19 protein-coding genes are annotated in these 17,853 nt (G+C 29.7%); 9 read left to right on the top strand and 10 right to left on the bottom strand.

The annotated features are described in order from the left end of the window. The first annotated feature begins 7 nt into the window (after positions 1 to 7). The 7 genes from PG912_RS08790 (at position 8) to PG912_RS08760 (ending at position 7,012) form a co-directional block, all read left to right on the top strand. Positions 8 to 1,636 (top strand): HsdM family class I SAM-dependent methyltransferase, encoded by a 1,629-nt coding sequence (locus PG912_RS08790; RefSeq protein ID WP_275687243.1) that lies wholly within the window; start codon positions 8 to 10, stop codon positions 1,634 to 1,636. Then, the gene (locus tag PG912_RS08785; RefSeq protein WP_275687242.1) at positions 1,629 to 2,912 is read left to right on the top strand and encodes a restriction endonuclease subunit S; all 1,284 of its coding nucleotides are present in this window, start codon (positions 1,629 to 1,631) and stop codon (positions 2,910 to 2,912) included. Before PG912_RS08790 ends, PG912_RS08785 begins: the two co-directional genes overlap by 8 nt. 56 nt (positions 2,913 to 2,968) lie before the next feature. Beyond that, on the top strand, positions 2,969 to 3,436 hold the full coding sequence (locus PG912_RS08780; protein ID WP_275687241.1) for a hypothetical protein: 468 nt from the start codon (positions 2,969 to 2,971) through the stop codon (positions 3,434 to 3,436). Positions 3,437 to 3,445: 9 nt separating this feature from the next. Further along, on the top strand, positions 3,446 to 4,519 hold the full coding sequence (locus PG912_RS08775) for a serine/threonine-protein kinase (RefSeq protein WP_275687240.1): 1,074 nt from the start codon (positions 3,446 to 3,448) through the stop codon (positions 4,517 to 4,519). 17 nt (positions 4,520 to 4,536) lie between these two features. Continuing rightward, the gene (locus PG912_RS08770; RefSeq protein ID WP_275687239.1) at positions 4,537 to 4,719 is read left to right on the top strand and encodes a hypothetical protein; all 183 of its coding nucleotides are present in this window, start codon (positions 4,537 to 4,539) and stop codon (positions 4,717 to 4,719) included. Positions 4,720 to 5,687: 968 nt separating this feature from the next. Then, entirely contained in the window at positions 5,688 to 6,233 is a 546-nt protein-coding gene (locus PG912_RS08765; RefSeq protein ID WP_275687238.1) for a DUF6943 family protein, read from the top strand. Positions 6,234 to 6,370: 137 nt separating this feature from the next. Further along, positions 6,371 to 7,012, top strand: coding sequence for a DUF6266 family protein (locus tag PG912_RS08760; RefSeq protein WP_275687237.1), 642 nt, complete (start codon positions 6,371 to 6,373; stop codon positions 7,010 to 7,012). A gap of 214 nt (positions 7,013 to 7,226) precedes the next feature. On the opposite strand, the gene PG912_RS08755 is transcribed toward PG912_RS08760, so the two are convergent. From PG912_RS08755 to PG912_RS08715, 9 genes are all read right to left on the bottom strand, one after another. Then, positions 7,227 to 8,195 (bottom strand): ligand-binding sensor domain-containing protein, encoded by a 969-nt coding sequence (locus PG912_RS08755; RefSeq protein ID WP_275687236.1) that lies wholly within the window; start codon positions 8,193 to 8,195, stop codon positions 7,227 to 7,229. 249 nt (positions 8,196 to 8,444) lie between these two features. Next, the gene (locus tag PG912_RS08750) at positions 8,445 to 9,215 is read right to left on the bottom strand and encodes a nucleotidyltransferase domain-containing protein (RefSeq protein WP_275687235.1); all 771 of its coding nucleotides are present in this window, start codon (positions 9,213 to 9,215) and stop codon (positions 8,445 to 8,447) included. Between the two features lie 629 nt (positions 9,216 to 9,844). Continuing rightward, on the bottom strand, positions 9,845 to 10,297 hold the full coding sequence (locus PG912_RS08745) for a hypothetical protein (RefSeq protein WP_275687234.1): 453 nt from the start codon (positions 10,295 to 10,297) through the stop codon (positions 9,845 to 9,847). 295 nt (positions 10,298 to 10,592) lie between these two features. Then, complete coding sequence (locus PG912_RS08740; protein ID WP_275687233.1) at positions 10,593 to 10,838, bottom strand: hypothetical protein; 246 nt, start codon at positions 10,836 to 10,838, stop codon at positions 10,593 to 10,595. Positions 10,839 to 10,979: 141 nt separating this feature from the next. Further along, the gene (locus PG912_RS08735) at positions 10,980 to 11,390 is read right to left on the bottom strand and encodes a hypothetical protein (protein ID WP_275687232.1); all 411 of its coding nucleotides are present in this window, start codon (positions 11,388 to 11,390) and stop codon (positions 10,980 to 10,982) included. Positions 11,391 to 11,571: 181 nt separating this feature from the next. Next, positions 11,572 to 12,231, bottom strand: a complete 660-nt coding sequence (locus PG912_RS08730) for a hypothetical protein (RefSeq protein WP_275687231.1) — start codon at positions 12,229 to 12,231, stop codon at positions 11,572 to 11,574. 162 nt (positions 12,232 to 12,393) lie between these two features. After that, positions 12,394 to 12,816: a hypothetical protein gene (locus PG912_RS08725; protein WP_275687230.1), complete on the bottom strand. Its 423-nt coding sequence runs from the start codon at positions 12,814 to 12,816 to the stop codon at positions 12,394 to 12,396. 267 nt (positions 12,817 to 13,083) lie between these two features. Then, on the bottom strand, positions 13,084 to 13,590 hold the full coding sequence (locus PG912_RS08720) for a hypothetical protein (protein ID WP_275687229.1): 507 nt from the start codon (positions 13,588 to 13,590) through the stop codon (positions 13,084 to 13,086). Between the two features lie 440 nt (positions 13,591 to 14,030). After that, positions 14,031 to 15,038: a hypothetical protein gene (locus PG912_RS08715; protein WP_232125688.1), complete on the bottom strand. Its 1,008-nt coding sequence runs from the start codon at positions 15,036 to 15,038 to the stop codon at positions 14,031 to 14,033. Between the two features lie 766 nt (positions 15,039 to 15,804). Here PG912_RS08715 and PG912_RS08710 point away from each other — a divergent pair. Together PG912_RS08710 and PG912_RS08705 are read left to right on the top strand one after the other, a co-directional pair. After that, a complete protein-coding gene (locus PG912_RS08710) occupies positions 15,805 to 16,302 on the top strand; it encodes a hypothetical protein (RefSeq protein ID WP_275687228.1) in 498 nt (165 codons plus the stop codon). Next, complete coding sequence (locus tag PG912_RS08705) at positions 16,295 to 16,693, top strand: hypothetical protein (RefSeq protein ID WP_275687227.1); 399 nt, start codon at positions 16,295 to 16,297, stop codon at positions 16,691 to 16,693. Before PG912_RS08710 ends, PG912_RS08705 begins: the two co-directional genes overlap by 8 nt. Before the next feature lie 142 nt (positions 16,694 to 16,835). Here the strand turns inward: PG912_RS08705 and PG912_RS08700 are convergent, their stop codons facing one another. Then, entirely contained in the window at positions 16,836 to 17,552 is a 717-nt protein-coding gene (locus tag PG912_RS08700) for a GNAT family N-acetyltransferase (RefSeq protein WP_275687226.1), read from the bottom strand. Positions 17,553 to 17,853 lie beyond the last annotated feature (301 nt).

Genomic DNA, 17,853 nt, shown 5'->3' with positions numbered 1-17,853 from the left:
ATAATAAATGACAACAACAGTACAATTTCAAACACAAGTAAAAGACCTAATAGACAGCCTTAAAGGAATTTGTTCTAATTATGGTTTAGGTAATGATGGTGACGAATATAAAATCATAACACAAGTATTTTTATATAAGTTTTTAAACGACAAATTTGCTTACGAGGTAAAACAATTAAATCCTGAATTAGCGAAAGCTGAAAAATGGCAAAAGGCTATTGAAGCATTACCTGATGAAGAGTATGAAATGCTAACCTTACAGTTAAATGCAGATACAGCAGTATTACAAACACAGCATTTTATTTCGCATTTATTCGATATACAAAACACACCAGATTTTGCTAAAACCTTTGACGATACCTTGATGGATATTGCCATTCAAAATAATGACATCTTCTCTGTAAAAACAACAGGAGGTTCTAAAGAACCTTTATTTGAGCGTATTAGTGAAATTGTAGAAACAGCAGAACGTAATGCGTTTTGTAAGGCAATTGTAAACCAATTAGTAGATTTTAGTTTCGAGCATATCTTTAATGAAAAATATGATTTCTATGCTACTATTTTTGAGTACTTAATAAAAGACTATAACAACGATAGTGGTGGTACGTATGCAGAGTATTATACACCTCACGCAGTTGCTAAAATTATGGCTTCTATTATGGTAACCGAAGATAATATTCAAGATGTTACCTGTTATGACCCAAGTGCAGGTTCTGGAACGCTTTTAATGAATTTAGCACACGCTATTGGTGAAGATAAATGTACTATCTACTCTCAAGATGTTTCTAAAAAGTCATCCAAATTATTACGTTTAAATCTAATCTTAAATAATTTAGTACATTCATTACAAAATGTAGTACGTGGTAATACCATTTTAGCACCTTATCATAAAGATGATAATAACGAGTTACAGAAGTTTGATTATATAGTATCAAACCCACCGTTTAAATTAGATTTTAGCGAGTATAGAGACGATTTAGATAGTAAAGAAAATAACGAACGCTTTTTTGCAGGAATACCTAAAATCCCCGCAAAAAACAAAAAATCAATGGCAGTTTACAGTTTGTTTTTGCAGCATATTATGCACAGTTTAACTAAAACAGGTAAGGCAGCTATTGTTGTACCAACAGGTTTTATTACTACTCAATCAGGTATTGATAAAAAAATTAGAAAAAAAATGGTAGAAAGTAAAATGTTGGCAGGTGTTGTAAGTATGCCCTCTAATATTTTTGCTACTACAGGGACTAATGTGTCAATTGTTTTTTTAGACAAGAATAATACTGAAGATGTAATATTAATTGACGCATCTAATTTAGGTACTAAAATAAAAGATGGTAAAAATCAAAAAACAGTTTTATCTGAAACTGAAGAACAGCAAATAGTTGACATTTTTAATAATAGGAAAATTGTTGAAGATTTATCTGTTAAACTGTCGTATGATGATATAAAAGCTAAAAACTACAGCTTAAGTGCAGGGCAATATTTTGAAGTAAAAATTGAATATATAGATATATCTGCACAAGAATTTGATAATAAATTGGAAGACTTCAAAATCAGTTTAAATGACTTGTTTAATAGAAGTGCTACTTTGGAAAAAGAAATTAAAAATAATTTAAAAGCATTGAAATATGAATAATTATGTTGCTTTAGGCGACTTAATTAAGTCGATTTCGATTACACATAAGTTTGACAAAGATGAACTTATATTTCTTAATACATCTGATGTTTTAAAAGGTGAAATATTAATAAGTAATTATACATCTGTTTCTGAATTAAAAGGTCAGGCAAAAAAAACTATTAAAAATGGTGATATTCTTTATAGTGAGATTAGACCAAAAAACAAAAGGTATGCTTATGTCAAAAATGTAAGAAATACTGAAGATTATGTAGTGTCAACTAAACTAATGGTTTTACGTAATTTTTCGGAAAATTTAGACACAGATTACTTATATCATTTTTTAACATTTGAAGGAACAATAAATTACTTGCAAAAAAGAGCTGAAAACAGAATTGGCTCATTTCCGCAAATTACATTTGATATAGTTAAATCAATTAAAATTTGGCTTCCAGAATTAAAAGTCCAAAAACAAATCGCTAAAGTTTTATCAAATTCAGATACTAAAATAGAAATCAATAACAAAATAAATGAAGAGTTAGAAGCACTCGCTAAAACTATTTATGACTATTGGTTTGTACAATTTGATTTTCCAGATGCTAACAATAAGCCATATAAAACATCAGGTGGTAAAATGGTGTATAATGAAGCTTTAAAACGAGAGATACCAGAGTGCTGGGAAACCAATACTGTAGGTAACGTGTTAGATGTTGTTTTAGGAGGGACACCATCCACAAAACAAAGTGAATATTGGAGTGGAACTATACCTTGGCTAAATTCTGGTGAGATTGCCAATTTTCCCATTTTAGATTCGGAAGAAAAAGTAACTCAAGAAGGAATAGATAATTCGGCAACAGTCCTAATGCCAAAAGGCTCTTGCGTACTTTCTATTACACGACATTTAAGAGCTTCAATTTTAGCTATTGATAGTTGTGCAAACCAGTCTGTTGTTGGTTTGTTGGAGTCTAACAAATTGAAATCATCATATATTTATCCTTACTTGATAAATGAATTGCCTAGATTAATGAGTTTAAGGACAGGGGCACAACAACCTCACATTAATAAAGGAACAGTTGAGGAATCAATTATTTTAATTCCAGATAAAGATATTTTAGACATTTATTATTCTAAAACGGCAAGCTTACATAATCAGATAATTATTAATTCAAAAGAAAACCAAAGATTAGCAGATTTAAGAGATTGGTTATTACCAATGCTAATGAATGGTCAAGTAACGGTTAAAGAAGCACAAGAACATATTAATCAAGCAGCAGAACCACAAGAGAATTATAGTTAAATATATACTCGTAAAAAATATTCAATCGTTAGTAAAGGTTTTTAAATAATAAACATATGACTATAACAGGTATCAGATGTACACCTCAAAAAGTGTTTTATAGTATTATTCAATTTAATGATGATAGTTCTTTTTCTATAGTCAATCAAGTATTAATAGTGCCTAAGTCATTTAATATTCCTGATAAATTAAAATATATACGTAAAACTATACTTGATATTTTTAAAGAATACAATGTTAAAATAGCAGGTATTCGTATTATAGAAAACAATGCGCAATCACCAGATCGTTTTAGGCTGATGCTAGAAGCGGTTATTCAGGAACTTATCGCTAGTAGTTATGTAGAGTCTTATTTCACAGGCTTAAAAGGGTCGATAAGAGCTAAATTAGGTATTGCAAATGATGGAGAAATAACAAAACTAATTGAAGGAGGTTCTATTTTTAACGACATTACAGATTGGAAAGATTTTTCTATTGAACATAGAGAATGTGTCTTAGTTGGCTTTGCTTCATCAAATATTTAATTCCTTTTTATGCAAGATTATACACAAACAAGTTTACATTTTAAAGTACTAAAAGAAATAGGTCAAGAAGGGAAAAATTCTACGGTGCATATTGCACACGATTATCAATTAGATACTGAGATTGTCGTAAAATCAATTAGAAAATCAGATTTCAAACGTGATTCAGACTTTTTTGATGAAGCTAAAAAACTATATAATTCAAATCATCCGAACATAGCACCAATCCAATATTCTTGTCAGGATGATGAATATATTTATATAACAATGCCTCTTTTTCAAAAAGGGTCATTGAATAGTTTGATAGATAAAAGACCATTAAGGGTTAGTGAAATAATTAAATACAGTATTGATTTTTTAAGTGGATTACATCATATTCACACAAAAAAGTTATTACATTGTGATATTAAGCCAACTAATATTTTATTAACCGATAGTGATGATGCTATTCTTACTGATTTTGGTTTAGCTCGCTATTTAAACGACGATGGTTTGACTACAATTGATATGTTTTATGGTTTTCATAGAGCACCTGAAACATTGCAATCTAATACTATATCTCATCATAGTGATATTTTTCAAGCAGGTTTGACAATTTATAGATTATGTAATGGTAATGCTTTTTTTAAAAATCAACTTAACAAATTTGTAAAAAAAGATAAGTCATTTGATAATGATAAATTCTTGAAGTCTATTTTTAATGGTAGTTTTCCTAATAGAAGTTCTTATTTACACCATATTCCTCAAACATTGAGAAATTATATAAGAAAAGCATTGAATCCTGATCCTTCAAAACGCTATCAATCTGTTTTAGAATTTTTAAACGATTTATCTAAAATTGAAATAACTCACGATTGGCAAATGGATTCTATTATAAATGGAAGCTCTTGGAGTTGTATAAAAGATGATAAAGAATATTTGGTTTCTGTACAGCAAAAGGCTGAAAATATAGCAGAAATTAAATCAACTAAGAGAGTGTTAACAGGTGCTAACGAACGTCAAATAAAAGATTATTGCAAAAAAAACACTACATTTGATGACGCTTATTCACTTTTGAAAAAGGCTTTAAATAATAATTCGCTTTAGTTTACGTTATAATTATAATGAAAGGGCAATTAAAATATAAACCAAATTCGTTAAAATCAAGAGAAGAAAATTCATCCTTGATTAGTGGTTCTTCTTATGCTGCAAAAGTTGGTCTAACTAAAAAATACAATTCTAAAACAATTTTAAAATCTGTAGATCTTGGTAACGGTTACCATAGTTTTGTTGATTCTATAAAGTAGTAGTTTTAAAATTCCCCACAAAATAAAATCCAGTTTATTGCTTAGGCAATAATCCTCTGTCTTTTATTTTATTCCGCGCGCCACCGCATAGTTGGTTTTATGTCACAATAGTTGTAGCCAACGCTATAATAGCACATTGCTTCTTTTATTTAAAAGTATCTATTTTAATAAATTGGTACAATAAAAAAGCAAAGAACTATTGCCAACGCTCAAAACAACTATTCCGCCACAAAACCAACCCAAAGCTAAGTTACATAATAGAAGTTATAATAGCAAAATGCTTTTCAAGGGTTTGCTTACGCAGCTTTAATTTATTTTGTAGTTATAACAGGTATTATGTAAAATATCCGCTCATCCAACGCGCACACCCTAACAATCAATAATAGTTGAGGTATTAAACCATATTTTCAACCTGTTGCATTATTTTTATAAGTGTTTATTCGTTTCATTTCAACAATTTTTTTAGTTTATAATAATTTAGTTATTGTAAAAAAGCATTAGGTAAAACACCTATAAAATTAAAAAGAAAGCCAATAAGAGTATGCTTATTTATAGCTGCATATAAGCCTATTAGAATAAGTTTTTACACAAAATTAAAGGAGTGTATTAAAAAATAGTTACAGCAGATAAATAAGCACACACTTATCTTCGCTACTGCCAGCGCACTACGTACTTTAATTAGTATTTTATTTCTTATCTCATTCAAGCTTCACAAAACCATCGTTAAGTCCAAGTATTCCTTACCTCAAGTATTTGCTTGTTTCATTTCACTAAAAAATAAAAACCGTTTAACAAGGATATTTAGAACTATAAAAAAATAAAAAAGGTAGCAAATATAAGTGCCTTGCTACAGCCAACGCTAAAAGCCTGTAAAGGTCAAGCCCTACGGGTTTTGAATAAAACTTTTTTTATAGTATTTCTTCTTTTTCATTAAATATTTTAACTCCAAAAACTTTTATCCAAAAACCTTGACAGTCTTATCCAAGGCACTTTTCGGTAGCACATCTTTTTTCTTTCTTTTCCAAAAAATAATGGCGCGAAGCGTAGCAAAACAAATTTTTAATTGGATAGCTATGTCAACTTTTGAACTGAAAACACACCGAAGCGGAAGAACTTACTCAAACCCTCATTTTTTTATACTAAACAAAGGTCTAAATAGCGGAAAACCGCTATCAAATCCTTGTCCTAATTGTTTTGTAGTAACATCTTCAACGGAAAAAGAAAAAAACACGCTTTTTCATTTGTCTATGATGCTACAAATAGGCGGTTTTTATGCTTACTATTTAAAAGGGAGTGTTATTCCATTTATCTCAATAGATGATTGCAGAAAAACGCTTAAAAGCAGTATAGAATCAAATTGTAATGCAGGCGATATAATGCAAAAACATATTAAAACGGTTGAAGTTATCAGTAAAAAAGAAAAAGAACTACAAAATGTCATTGATAAAATGGCAGTTTTAAAGGTTGCATATATACGTAATTGCTTCAATCTAATGCAAACGAAAGAAGCCTAATGCAAAGGCATCATAATGGCTTATAATAGTAGTAAAATGAAGTAAATTTAATTATATTAATCTTAATAATAAGGTTTAAAAGCAATATAAAGTCCGTACCAAACCCGAACGAGTATTAATTAAAAATAGTTATAAAAATGGGAAAAATATCTCAAGGAATTTTAGGAGGCTTATCTGGTAAGGTAGGTAACGTAATTGGTGGTAGTTGGAAAGGTATTGACTACATCAGAATTAAACCATCAAGCGTGGCAAATCCTCGAACAGAGGGACAAGTTAATCAACGTAATAAGTTTAGTGCTACATTAGAATATTTGCAACCGAATATAGAATTTATAAGATTAGGTTATAAGTCGTTTGCGGTAAAGAAAACAGAGTTTAATGCTGCGATGTCTTACGTACTAAATAATGCAGTAGGTGGAGTTGCTCCAAATTTTACAGTAGATTATTCAAATGCTTTATTGAGTAGAGGTTCATTATCTACAGCGTTAAATGCAGTAGTAGATTTAACAACACCAGGGCAAGTATCATTTGCTTGGGATGATAATTCAGCAGAAGGAAATGCGAATGCAACAGATAAATCAATGGTTTTAGTATACAATCCAAGTAAAAAAGAATCAATGTATATTTTGGATGGAAGAGTAAGGATTGTAGGTTCGGAAGTAGTAAACATACCAGCTACTTATGCAGGTGATACAGTAGAAATGTTTATTGCTTTTATCTCAGAAGATGGAAAGCAAGTATCAAATAGTTTGTATTTAGGCTCTGGTACGGCGGCTTAATAACTTTAAGCGTAAATACATACAAAAAGAAACCGTTACAGTATATTTGTAACGGTTTTTCTATGCTTTTAGATCACTATTTTTACTTCTTAATTTTATAGTTTAAAAAGTTGTACCTATGTTGTACCTTTTTTAAATAATTATTATTTAATCTAGTAAACACAATGCTTTCAGGATATTAACTGCACAACACGGTGTTGTGCGTTCGTATTTTCTATTTCCAAGGTCCATTTGTCGTTACATTTTTTGTTTCCCCATCTTTGTTAATTTTGTATAATCCACCTGCACACCCTAACCAAACATTCCCTTTTTTGTCTTTTAAAAAACTCATTGTCGAAGTTGGAACATTATAATTTACGAATTCATTGTTTGTATAATAGTAAACTCCATTACTTGTCGTGCTAATCCATAAATCGTTAGAATTGTCTTTATAAATTGTGTAAACATCACGTTCATTAAGCCCTTCAATTTTTGGAAATTGAACGAATTTGTCTCCGTCATACTTATTTAAACCACCTTTTCCAAATCGTTTGTTTATGTCGGCATTGTCTTTTTCTGTTACTCTTGTTCCAATCCAAATATTTCCTTCTTTGTCTTCAGCAATTGACTGAACATTATTTGAGTTCAAACCTTCTTTTGTGGTGAAATGAACAAACGAATTACCGTCAAACTTACTTGCTCCGTAGCCGTCTCTTCCGAACCAAATATTCCCTTTTGAATCTTCTGCGATTGAAGTTATCCAATTTTTTGTGTCTGGGTTGATTTTAGTTTCTACTTTAGGATAAGGAATTTGGAATTTTTCAAATCGAGTTCCGTCAAACTTGCAAACTCCGCTCCAAGTTCCAATCCAAAAGACACCTTTACTATCGATAAATAAATTGCTCACCATATCGCTACAAAGTCCATCTTTTTCTGAATAATTTGTAAATGTTTTTCCGTCAAATTTCGATAATCCTGCACCTGTTCCAAACCATAAATTTTCCAAATTATCTTCAATAACTTTTGTTATTCGATTACTCGGTAATCCGTCCTTTGTTGTCAAATATTTCAGATTGTTTCCATCAAATTTTGCAACTCCTTTTTCTAAAGTTCCAAACCAAATATTTCCTTTAGAGTCTTGAAACGTTTCTACAACATATTCTCCAATTTGCGAATCAGATTTTTCTAAAACTGGATTTTCCAATTCGGAAGTATTCACTTTCTTGCCTTGGGAATTACAAGAAACTGATAAAATTGTCAATAATGTTAGTAAGACGTATTTCATTTTCGGGTCTGTTTTTATATGACGCACAACGTGTTTGTATATGGTTTGTTGCGTGTTTTAAGCAACTAATTTAGTAAATAATTACCGACCAAGAAAGTCCGCGAGGACTTTCGTAAGTAGGAAAGAAGCCAGCAATAAATTATATACGGTGTTGTGCGTTCGTACTTTTTATTTCCAAACTTCATTTAATGTTTCTCTAAATAGATTGTCTAATTTTTCAGTTTCTGGTTTGAGGTTTTTATTATAATCTTCTACTTTCTTTTCAAAATATTCAATTTCTTTTTCGACAAATTTATTAATTATTTCAATTCGTGGTTCTTTGTCAAGTTCCTCGCCTGATTTTTTTCGTTCCAACAACTTCTCGATTTCTTTTTTCAATTCAGGATTCTCAACTTGTGTATTAACAAGCTTTTCAAATTCCATTGGTGCCATTGTTCCCATAGATTCAATCCATTTACAAGCTAATATTGGTCTCAAAACATAAAAGTATTTTTTCACTCTTACTAAATCAGTTTGTAAGTAATCTCGATAATTCCCTTTTGCCATATGCAAATAGTGATAAGTACAAGATTTTGGGTTAAAATAATATTTAGTCAGTTCACGCATTTTTTCCGCTGTGGAATATTGTTCTAAATAAATTAACGGACTTCTCAACCATTCTAATAATGGTGGATTTAATTTTCTAAATAATTTTAGAGTTTTTCGTAATTCCCAACCTGCAAAATCTAAATCATTCGGAAGCATAACTTCCATATTGTCTTTTTTGTCATCAATTGATAAATACCAATTCGTATTTTGAATATATAAAAATCTCACATCCCAATCACTATCAGTTGATGCAAATCCCCAAGCTCTACTTCCTGACTCAACAGCATAGAGAATTTGAATGTCATTTTCTTTTTCAATTCGTTTTAATTCTGTTCTTATTTTTTCAGTCAATTTTCTCGGTTTTTTGGGTATGACGCACAACGGCTTTGTGCTTATAGTTTGTTGCGTAAATTTAGCGAAAAAATAATAAATAAAACACAGACTTTTACGCTTGCGAGGTTTTTCCGCAGGAAAAACTGTTTAGCAATAAATTATGTACATTGTTGTAAATTGTGGTTTTTTTCGATTTATAATTCCGTTTTAAGTTTTCCGGTATTTTCAAAATTCCGCGTTTGAGTAAACAATTTCGCAAAGATTTCAAGTCCGCAAAGTTGCTAAATTCCGCAAGAGTGATTTTCTGCGTTCAGTTCCGTATTTGTCAATTTTTAAAATTCCGATTGAGTAAAAATTCCGTAAAATTGCTCTAAACTTGGGATTGTTATTTTTCCAGTGTTGACAGAAAAGCGTAACTTAAATTCGAATTATTCTACAATAAATTTCTTGTTTTTTTACTCAGAATTGTTTCTGTCTGAGTAATTTTCCGCCATTATTTACAACGTTGTTGTATAAGCTTTGTTGCGTTGGTTTAGCAGTAAATTTACTAAATAATTACGGACAAAGAAAGTCCGCAAGGACTTTCGTAAGTAAACCTAGAAAAAGCAATAAAATTTATACGGTGTTGGGTGTAGTTTTTTTTCAAACTATCTTTTTTCAGCATATTTATATTTTTCAAATTTCTTTGGAAATTCGTTTGTCACAGTCAATCTGTTTGAAGTCAGATTTGGTTTAATTTTAATCACTTTTGTATTTGAGTCAATTTTCACATCGTGTGTACTTCTCATCTTAACTACGTCAATATGTAAAGCTTTAAACTCATAATTTCCATCTTTGAGATTAATTATAACATATTCTCTAGGTCTAATTTGCCCTAAAGCTTTATTCCCAATCCAAATATTTAATCTGGCAGTATTGTCAATTTTATGCAAAATATCAGCTCCATTATAAATTAAAATCGTTCCATTTCCTAATTTGTCCATTTCAACTTTTTCTAAATCAGTTTTTATAAATGTATATTCAGAAGTTATGGGTTTTAATGCGCAAGAAGTAAAGAAGGAAATTATCGAAAATAGAATTATATACTGGTGTTTTTTCATAATGTTTATTTTTTAGTTTTTTGTGTTAATTCTGACTAACGTCAAATTTAGTTATTGATTATAATTTTTAAAAATTCTTTCATTTTTACTTTTTTTATTCCATTTCCTTCTGGTTGTTAGCAGAAGAATTTAGTAAAATTTCTGTTTCGTGGGGAATTACACCCAACGGTTTGTATAAGAATAGTGCGGTTTTGTACGCGAGGATTTTCCGCAGGAAAATCAGACGTAACAAAAGAGCACTAACCTTTGATTAAGCACTTAATACCGCATTATTTTTATACGGTGTTGTAGGTAGTTATATTTCCAATTGTTTTAATGAATCACTTAATGAATCTAGAGTAATATTATATTTATTAATCTTTTCATCATTCCAAGATTTAGGATTAGTCCAATATTCAGCTTTTGAAAAACATCTAGTAGCAAGTTCTGAATCAATTGCTCTTAATTCTAAATGTGCCTCATTCCAGTAATCTCTTATTTTATCTTCTTTTTCTTGATTTCTTATTTCTAAACCATTTTTCAAATATGATTTTGTTTCCAATATAGCTTTGCTTAAAACTTTCAAGGCGTTTTTAAATTCTTCTTTTTTTCTGTTCTCCCTTTCTTAAAAGATTCATAAAAATTAGGAAATAAATCTAATATTTTGACTATCGCTGATAATTCCATTATTTGGTTTTTTAACTTACTTTAATATTTTATTAGTTATTTCAGTTTTGATTAGAATTACGTTTTTATTTTTAAGGTTGAATTCAATAAAATCTGGATTCCCGGGATTTATTAAGGGTGCAGTAATGTGTTCTCTTAAGTCGTTTAAAGTTGAGAAAGTTGAACCTCCAGGGCATAAAGGTCCTTTACATTTTGGTTTTGGAATTGGTGGTGGTGGTGGAGGTGGAACTCCAGGTCCAATAGTACCACCACCTGAATTAATGTTAATTTCTGTTTCAGGAATAGTTGCAATACCTTTTAATCCAGTAATTAAATCATTCCAAGAATCTTGAGGAATATTTACTTCTCCCCAGTTAAAATCTCCTTGAAAAATATTTGCCTTTCCTTCTTCTGTTATTTCAATTCTAAATGTTTCATTATTCTTCATAATTATTATTTTTGGTTTAAGTTGCTCTAATTACCTACAACGTTGTTGTGTATGGTTAGTTGCGTGGTTAAGCAACTAATTTAGTAAACAAAAACGAACCAAAGAAAATTCCGAAGGAATTTTCCAAATAAGCACTTGCCAAAGCAATTAATTATACACGGTGTTGTAAAACGTTTTTTATTTATTCAATTTCATTTCTGACTTCATTTCCCCAATAATAAGCAAAATTGTCAGCATAATTTTCCGCTCGTTGCTTTTTGTAATTCGGACTCCAATATCTCCGATAGATACTATCTATTTGATGTCCAATTTCGTGAAGAAGTAAACCTTCTAAATAATATCTCTTAATTTTTTCTTCAGTCCATTTTAAAGTCCAATTTCCGTTTGAGTGAATCAATTCAGGCTCGTAAGCAGAATACCATTTCAATGTTTTGTTAGATGGCTTTTTATTTCCAAATTCCATTTTTAAGTCAGTCGGAAATGGATAAAGGACAATTAAATTCACTCCGCTACCACAAATGAAACAACCTTGAAAACTTCCTTCTTTTTCATATTCTTTATTGGTCATTTTTCTCAACCATATATGAGTCAGATTTTCGGTATGTTCAGATGGTAATTTCTTTAAAAACTCTTTTATTTCGTCAACTGTTACTGGAAAATATAAATCTCTTGAGGAATTATCCACTATAAAAATTGGCGTTTCTTCATTTTCAGTTGGTGCCAAAAAATTATGTTGTCGACTGAAAATATTATCAGCAAGTTTCGGTCTTTTTCTTCCGCCTTTTACGTCTCCGAATTTTCGACTTTTTTTCCAAGCTGTTTCTTTTCTATTCTGTCGCATTTCGGTTTTTGTCAAATGTTTTACAACGGCTTCGTATAACCGTCAGTTATGGGGTAAATTAGCGATTATTTTCGGTTTAGCACAAACTTTAGCAATTCCGAGTGGATTCGGACTTAGTCGAATCCGCCGTAATTGCGGTTATACATTGTTGGCAGGTGTTTTTTATTTCTTTTCATATTTCAGTCCGCCACTATCAAATAGATTCATTAAAGCTAATGCTTTTTGAGTCCTGTAAGTTTTGGTCAAGTTGTTGTAAGTCAGATTTATTTCTTGATGATTTCCACCCAAAATAAGTTGTTTTTTATAGTCAGATAATATTTTTATTTGATTTTTCAGTTCCGTTTCAAATTCAGCCTTCGCATAATTGAAAACGACATGAGAATCTTCATCAAGCATATTATTTATGTGACTTTTGAGTGTAACATTTTCTTTTTTGAGCGTAACAATTGAGTTTATTTTATATTCTCTTCTATGTCTATTGGTGAACTCAATTTTAATAGATAAACTATCTGTTGAATTTAATTTTTTGTTGATTAGTTCAATTAGTTCATTTACCGAATCGGAATAATTATCTGATTGAGCCATTAATTGACCTGAAGTCAGTAAAATGAAGATGATTGTTATTTTAAGCGCGACTTTCATAATGACTGCCAACGTCTCGGCTATGGTTAGTACGGGAATTAAAAAGCAATTAATTTCCGATTAAGCACTTAGCCAAAACTTTTTATTTTGTTTTATCTTTTTTATTTTAAAGCCAAATCAAAAGATTTGGCGGACTTGGTTTAAAGCTCTTAATTTGGGGTTAAGCACCAAAACCCGTATTAACTATAGCCATTGTTACCTGCTGGCTTTTTAACAGGGTGACCAATATTCAAATCGTATTAATTTTCCATTTTTTATACTTAATCGTATTCCATCATCAGCTCTTTCGTGGAAAATGACAATAGCTCCGTTTAATTCATTTCCAAAATGTTTAGCTAATCCATCGCCAAATATTTCAATCAATTTTGCTAAGTCAGTTTCACAAGTCAGGTTTTCATTTCCATATTTTATTTTAATTGTACTGTCATTTTCTAAATCAACTTGTTCCAAAACATATAGCTCCTGTTTGTTTCCAGTGAATTTGATTTTTCCATAATCAAGAGTCAAATATTCATCATCTTGGGAATCAGTTGATAAAAAACCACATTCATAATTTGGGTCGTATTTCTTGTGGGGTTTTCCAAATTTCCCGATTATATCAGATTTAGTCGAATGGAAATTCAGCCCGTTATATTTTATTAATTCAAAGTCTACGGATTGAGCTTTAATCAATTGCGTTGTTGCGATTAATAATATTATAAGTTTTAAAATTTTCATTTTTTTCTGTATCAAAATTCATTTATACTTTCCATTTTATTGTTTTGTAAACTAACAGACTAATTAAAATCATAAATACAATTCCGCTTGTATAGGTTAGTCCAAGGAATAAATCTTGTTGTTTACATAAATTTACACCAGAAATTTGAGATACACATTCTCCCGTTTCCGTTTCGTATTTCAGACTGACTCTTGTATTTATAGACATAAAATAAAAAAGAGGTATTCCAAAAAACGAAAAACATAGTCCGATTATGTATAATATTTTTTTCAAAGTTTTATTTTTAGCTTGCAGGTAACGGATTTGTATATGATTTGTTGCGTGTTTCAAGCAACTAATTTAGTAAATAATTACCGACCAAGAAAGTCCGCGAGGACTTTCGTAAGTAGGCAAGAAGCCAGCAATAAATTATATACGGTGTTGTAGGTAGTACTTTCTTTTATGTTTCGTTTAATGTCAAGCAAATTAATTCATAAGAATTTTTAATTTTTTTAAAATTATTCTCACTTAATGTTAAGCTAGACGCTTTCTTTATATGATTACCTGGATGAACTAGGTTCCTAATATTTCGTATAAAATGGCATATGTTTTCAGTTGAAAAAACAAACTTTTCCGTCTCAATATTTGGTAGCCAATTGCATTTTTTAGATACTTCTATTAAAGCGTTTAAATTCCAATCAGTCGGTTTATTAGACTTTATATTTATTTTTCCTTTATTAGATTTAATTTCTCGGACAACAGCTTTAACTTTATCAGGGTTTTCTAGACACTTTATTATCATTTTTGTCTCAATTATAGAACCAAGCAATATACTAGCTGATAAAAATGCTTTTGCACTTTCACTTAAATCAGCTTCTTTTTTATATATTATATTTAATTCAGTAAGTCTATCAGTTTCATCTTTTACAAAAACTGATTTTCGACCGATTTCAACAATTTTTTCGAATATTTCTTTTTCATTTAAAAAAGATGCTAATGGTTTTGCCGAAGCAAATTCTCTGAATAAATCTTCAATTTTATTATCTAATACTTTTTCGTATTGTTCATTTAGGGTTTGATATTCAGGTGGTACTTCGTCTATTAACCAATATTCATCAGGTTTAAGATTGTGTTTTTCTTTTACTTTTTCTATTTCATCTTCTATTGGTTGTAATTCAGATTTGTAATGTCCTTCAGAAACCTTTGATTCAAACATTAGACCTTCAATAGCGTGGTTTTGGTAATAGAAAAACTCATTTATTGATATTTTAGAAGATAGGTATAATGATTCGGATATCTTTAAAAATAATTTTGCTCGTTTTTCAACATTATAAAAATTCTTAAAATCTATTTTGCCTATTTTTTTAAATTCTTTAGCAAGCTTTTCTGTTTCAATAGATTTCTCGGCTTCTATTATGAAATTATCTAATATGTCAAGAAATATTTCATTACTAGATAAATCTTCCATTTTAAAAATGTGTTTTTAGTTCGTTTGGTGTATTACCTACAACGCTTTGTATATGAAAAGTGCTGTTTTGTGTACGAGGATTTTCCGCAGGAAAATCAGATGTAGCAAAACGGCACTGACTTTTGTATTATGACTAAATTAAGCATTTTTTATATACTTTGTTGTAAGTAGTTTGTTTTTTTTCAGTTTGTGATTTATAATTCTGATTTTCTGTAAATTATGCAATTTCTATTCTGTGTTTTTTTCAATTCTAAAAGCGTTATAAATTCAGATTTCACATAATAATTCAGTCAATTTTATTTTCAGATTTTGCGTAAATTTTGCGATTTCAATTCTGTATTTTTCTCAATTCTACAAACGTTATAAATTCAAATTTCACGTAATAATTCGGTCAATTTTATTTTCAGATTTAGAGTAAATTTAAGTATTTATAGATTCTAAATTTTATTCGTAATATTTTTCTAGCGATATTTTTAAATTCTGTATTTACTTAAAAATCAGGTTCTAATTGCGATATTTTTGCGAATTACTTACAACGGTTTTGTATAATGAAAGTTGCGGTTAAAAAAGCCAAAACTTTCAGGTTATAAATATATTAAATTAATAAAAATGAAACTAAGAATTAGTAACAGAAACAAGCAATTTTTTTTATACGGTGTTAGGCTGCGTTAATTTTATCGACTATTTGTTTGTTTGTTTGTGAAAATAAACTATTTTTAACACAAGTTATTAACAATAATTATATATTTTTGCACACGTTTTAAATATGAAAATAACTACACAAAATACAGATAAAGACTTAGATATGTCTTTACCTTGGGAGATTTCTGTCGATAAGAACTCTATTTACACTAATGATGATGTTATTGATGCTTATCTTAAAGGAAAAGAAGTAGGCTTAAAGGAGAGTAATCAAATATTTGTTGATAAGTTGAATGAAAACATAAGTAAGTCAGCTAATTATACTCAGAAGATGATTTCTTTTTTAAACAAGAGAAAGTTAAATCCTATCTCGGCACATTTGAAAATAAATTCATTCAATGACTTTATTATACTCATAACATTATCTGAAGATGAATTTATTTCGGAAGATTTTTTAGTAAGTTATGATTTCGCATCTACTATTGAAGAAGAAGTTACTGAAGACAAGTATTATAATGTAATGTTTATGTTTTCTGACAGAGAAGAAGTTGATTTTAATAAAAACTTATTAGTTTCTGACGGTTTTTTTATGAATTACAAAATGACTGCTGATAATGTCTAACACCCATTCGGAGCATAATTATAATGCTTGTGAATTTTTATTAAATGACGGAAATTATTTAGATTGGGTTGTTACAACTGCTTTTTATTCTGCTTTGCATTTAGTTCAAGAGGAAATTTTTCCTTTTAGAGATAATGAAGGATTTGAGTACTCTAGTTTTGAGCAATATTATTCGAAATCTAGAGACGAAGGTATTAGAATATCTAAACATCAATCAACGATAAAACTTGTTGAGCAAAGAATTCAAGGTGCAGGTAATCTTTATCGTAACTTACATGATTTATGTCGCACTTGTAGATATAGAAATTATCACGTCAGTCCTAAGAAAGCTAATGTAGCTAAATCTTATTTGGATAAATTAAGGTCTATCGTTGGGAATAATGAAGCCTAACGTTTATGTATAAGAATAGTTGCGGGTTTGTATGCGAGGATTTTCCGAAGGAAAATCAGACGTTACAAACACGCAACGACCTTTGATTAAGCACTAAACCGCAATTATTTTTATACGGTGTTGTGGGTACGTGCTTTCTTTTTTATTCATTCAGTTCAGTTATAAATAAAAATGGGCTGTATTCAACTCTATTATTTTCTGAAAAGTATTTTACTTTATCTTCTTTTATTATTTTTCCATTTTTAGTCCATCTTAAATTCCAATCGCAGTTACAAGGTTGAATTATTGGCAATAATAACTTATCTAAATTTGTATTAATATCCCAAGTCCATTTTGGTTCGTGATTTTTCACTTGATAAGGTTCAACGTTCCATAATTCGATTATGTTATCTGAATTGCTTTTTGTCGTTTGTTGAATTTCAATTAATGGTTTATAGTAAGTTAAATCAGATTCAGAATATCCTCTGTCAGGAAATTTGATAAAATCCATCTTTTTCCAAAACTTTTCTGATTCAGTTGGCGAGCAAAATAATTTAATCGCTAAAAAACCTTTTTCTTTAAAATAATCAGCAATTTGGTTAAAGAAATGTTTTCCAATTCCGTTATTTCGATTTTCAGGTTTAATTTCCATTATATCAATTTCGGCATAAATTTCTCCTTTGCTCCAAACTAAAAATCCGATTGCGAAACTATTATGATTTAAGGTTATAAACTCCTTATTTCTAAATGCTTTTTCTATAATTGTCCAATTGCAATAAAAACCTTCTCCAGATGTTTTATCTTCCTCAATTAACCACTTTTCAATTTCTTTCAAGTCAGATTGAGTAGGTGAAAAGTTTAATTGAAAGTCTAATTTCATTGGTTTTCGTGATTTTTTCGCATTACCCACAACGGTTTGTATAAAGGAAGTGTGGGAGTAGATAAATCGGGATTTATCGACGACAGCACTGAGTTTATACTTATTTATAGTTTTGTTTCTTATTGACTAAAAATAGTAAATAAGTATGAACGTACATAGTAAAAAGGAACAGAACTTTGGAGTTAGCCACAAAACCCACATTTTCTTTATGCGTTGTTGCCATTCTGCCTTTTCATTCCTACTTTCGATTCAGGCTTTTAAAATCAATTGAATAATCGGCTTGAGATATAGTTTTTCAGAT

This window comes from Tenacibaculum retecalamus (assembly GCF_027941755.1).
Classification (GTDB): domain Bacteria; phylum Bacteroidota; class Bacteroidia; order Flavobacteriales; family Flavobacteriaceae; genus Polaribacter; species Polaribacter haliotis_B.
The sequence above is the reverse complement of the archived record's forward strand: the minus strand, read 5'-3'. Positions and strand labels throughout refer to the sequence as shown.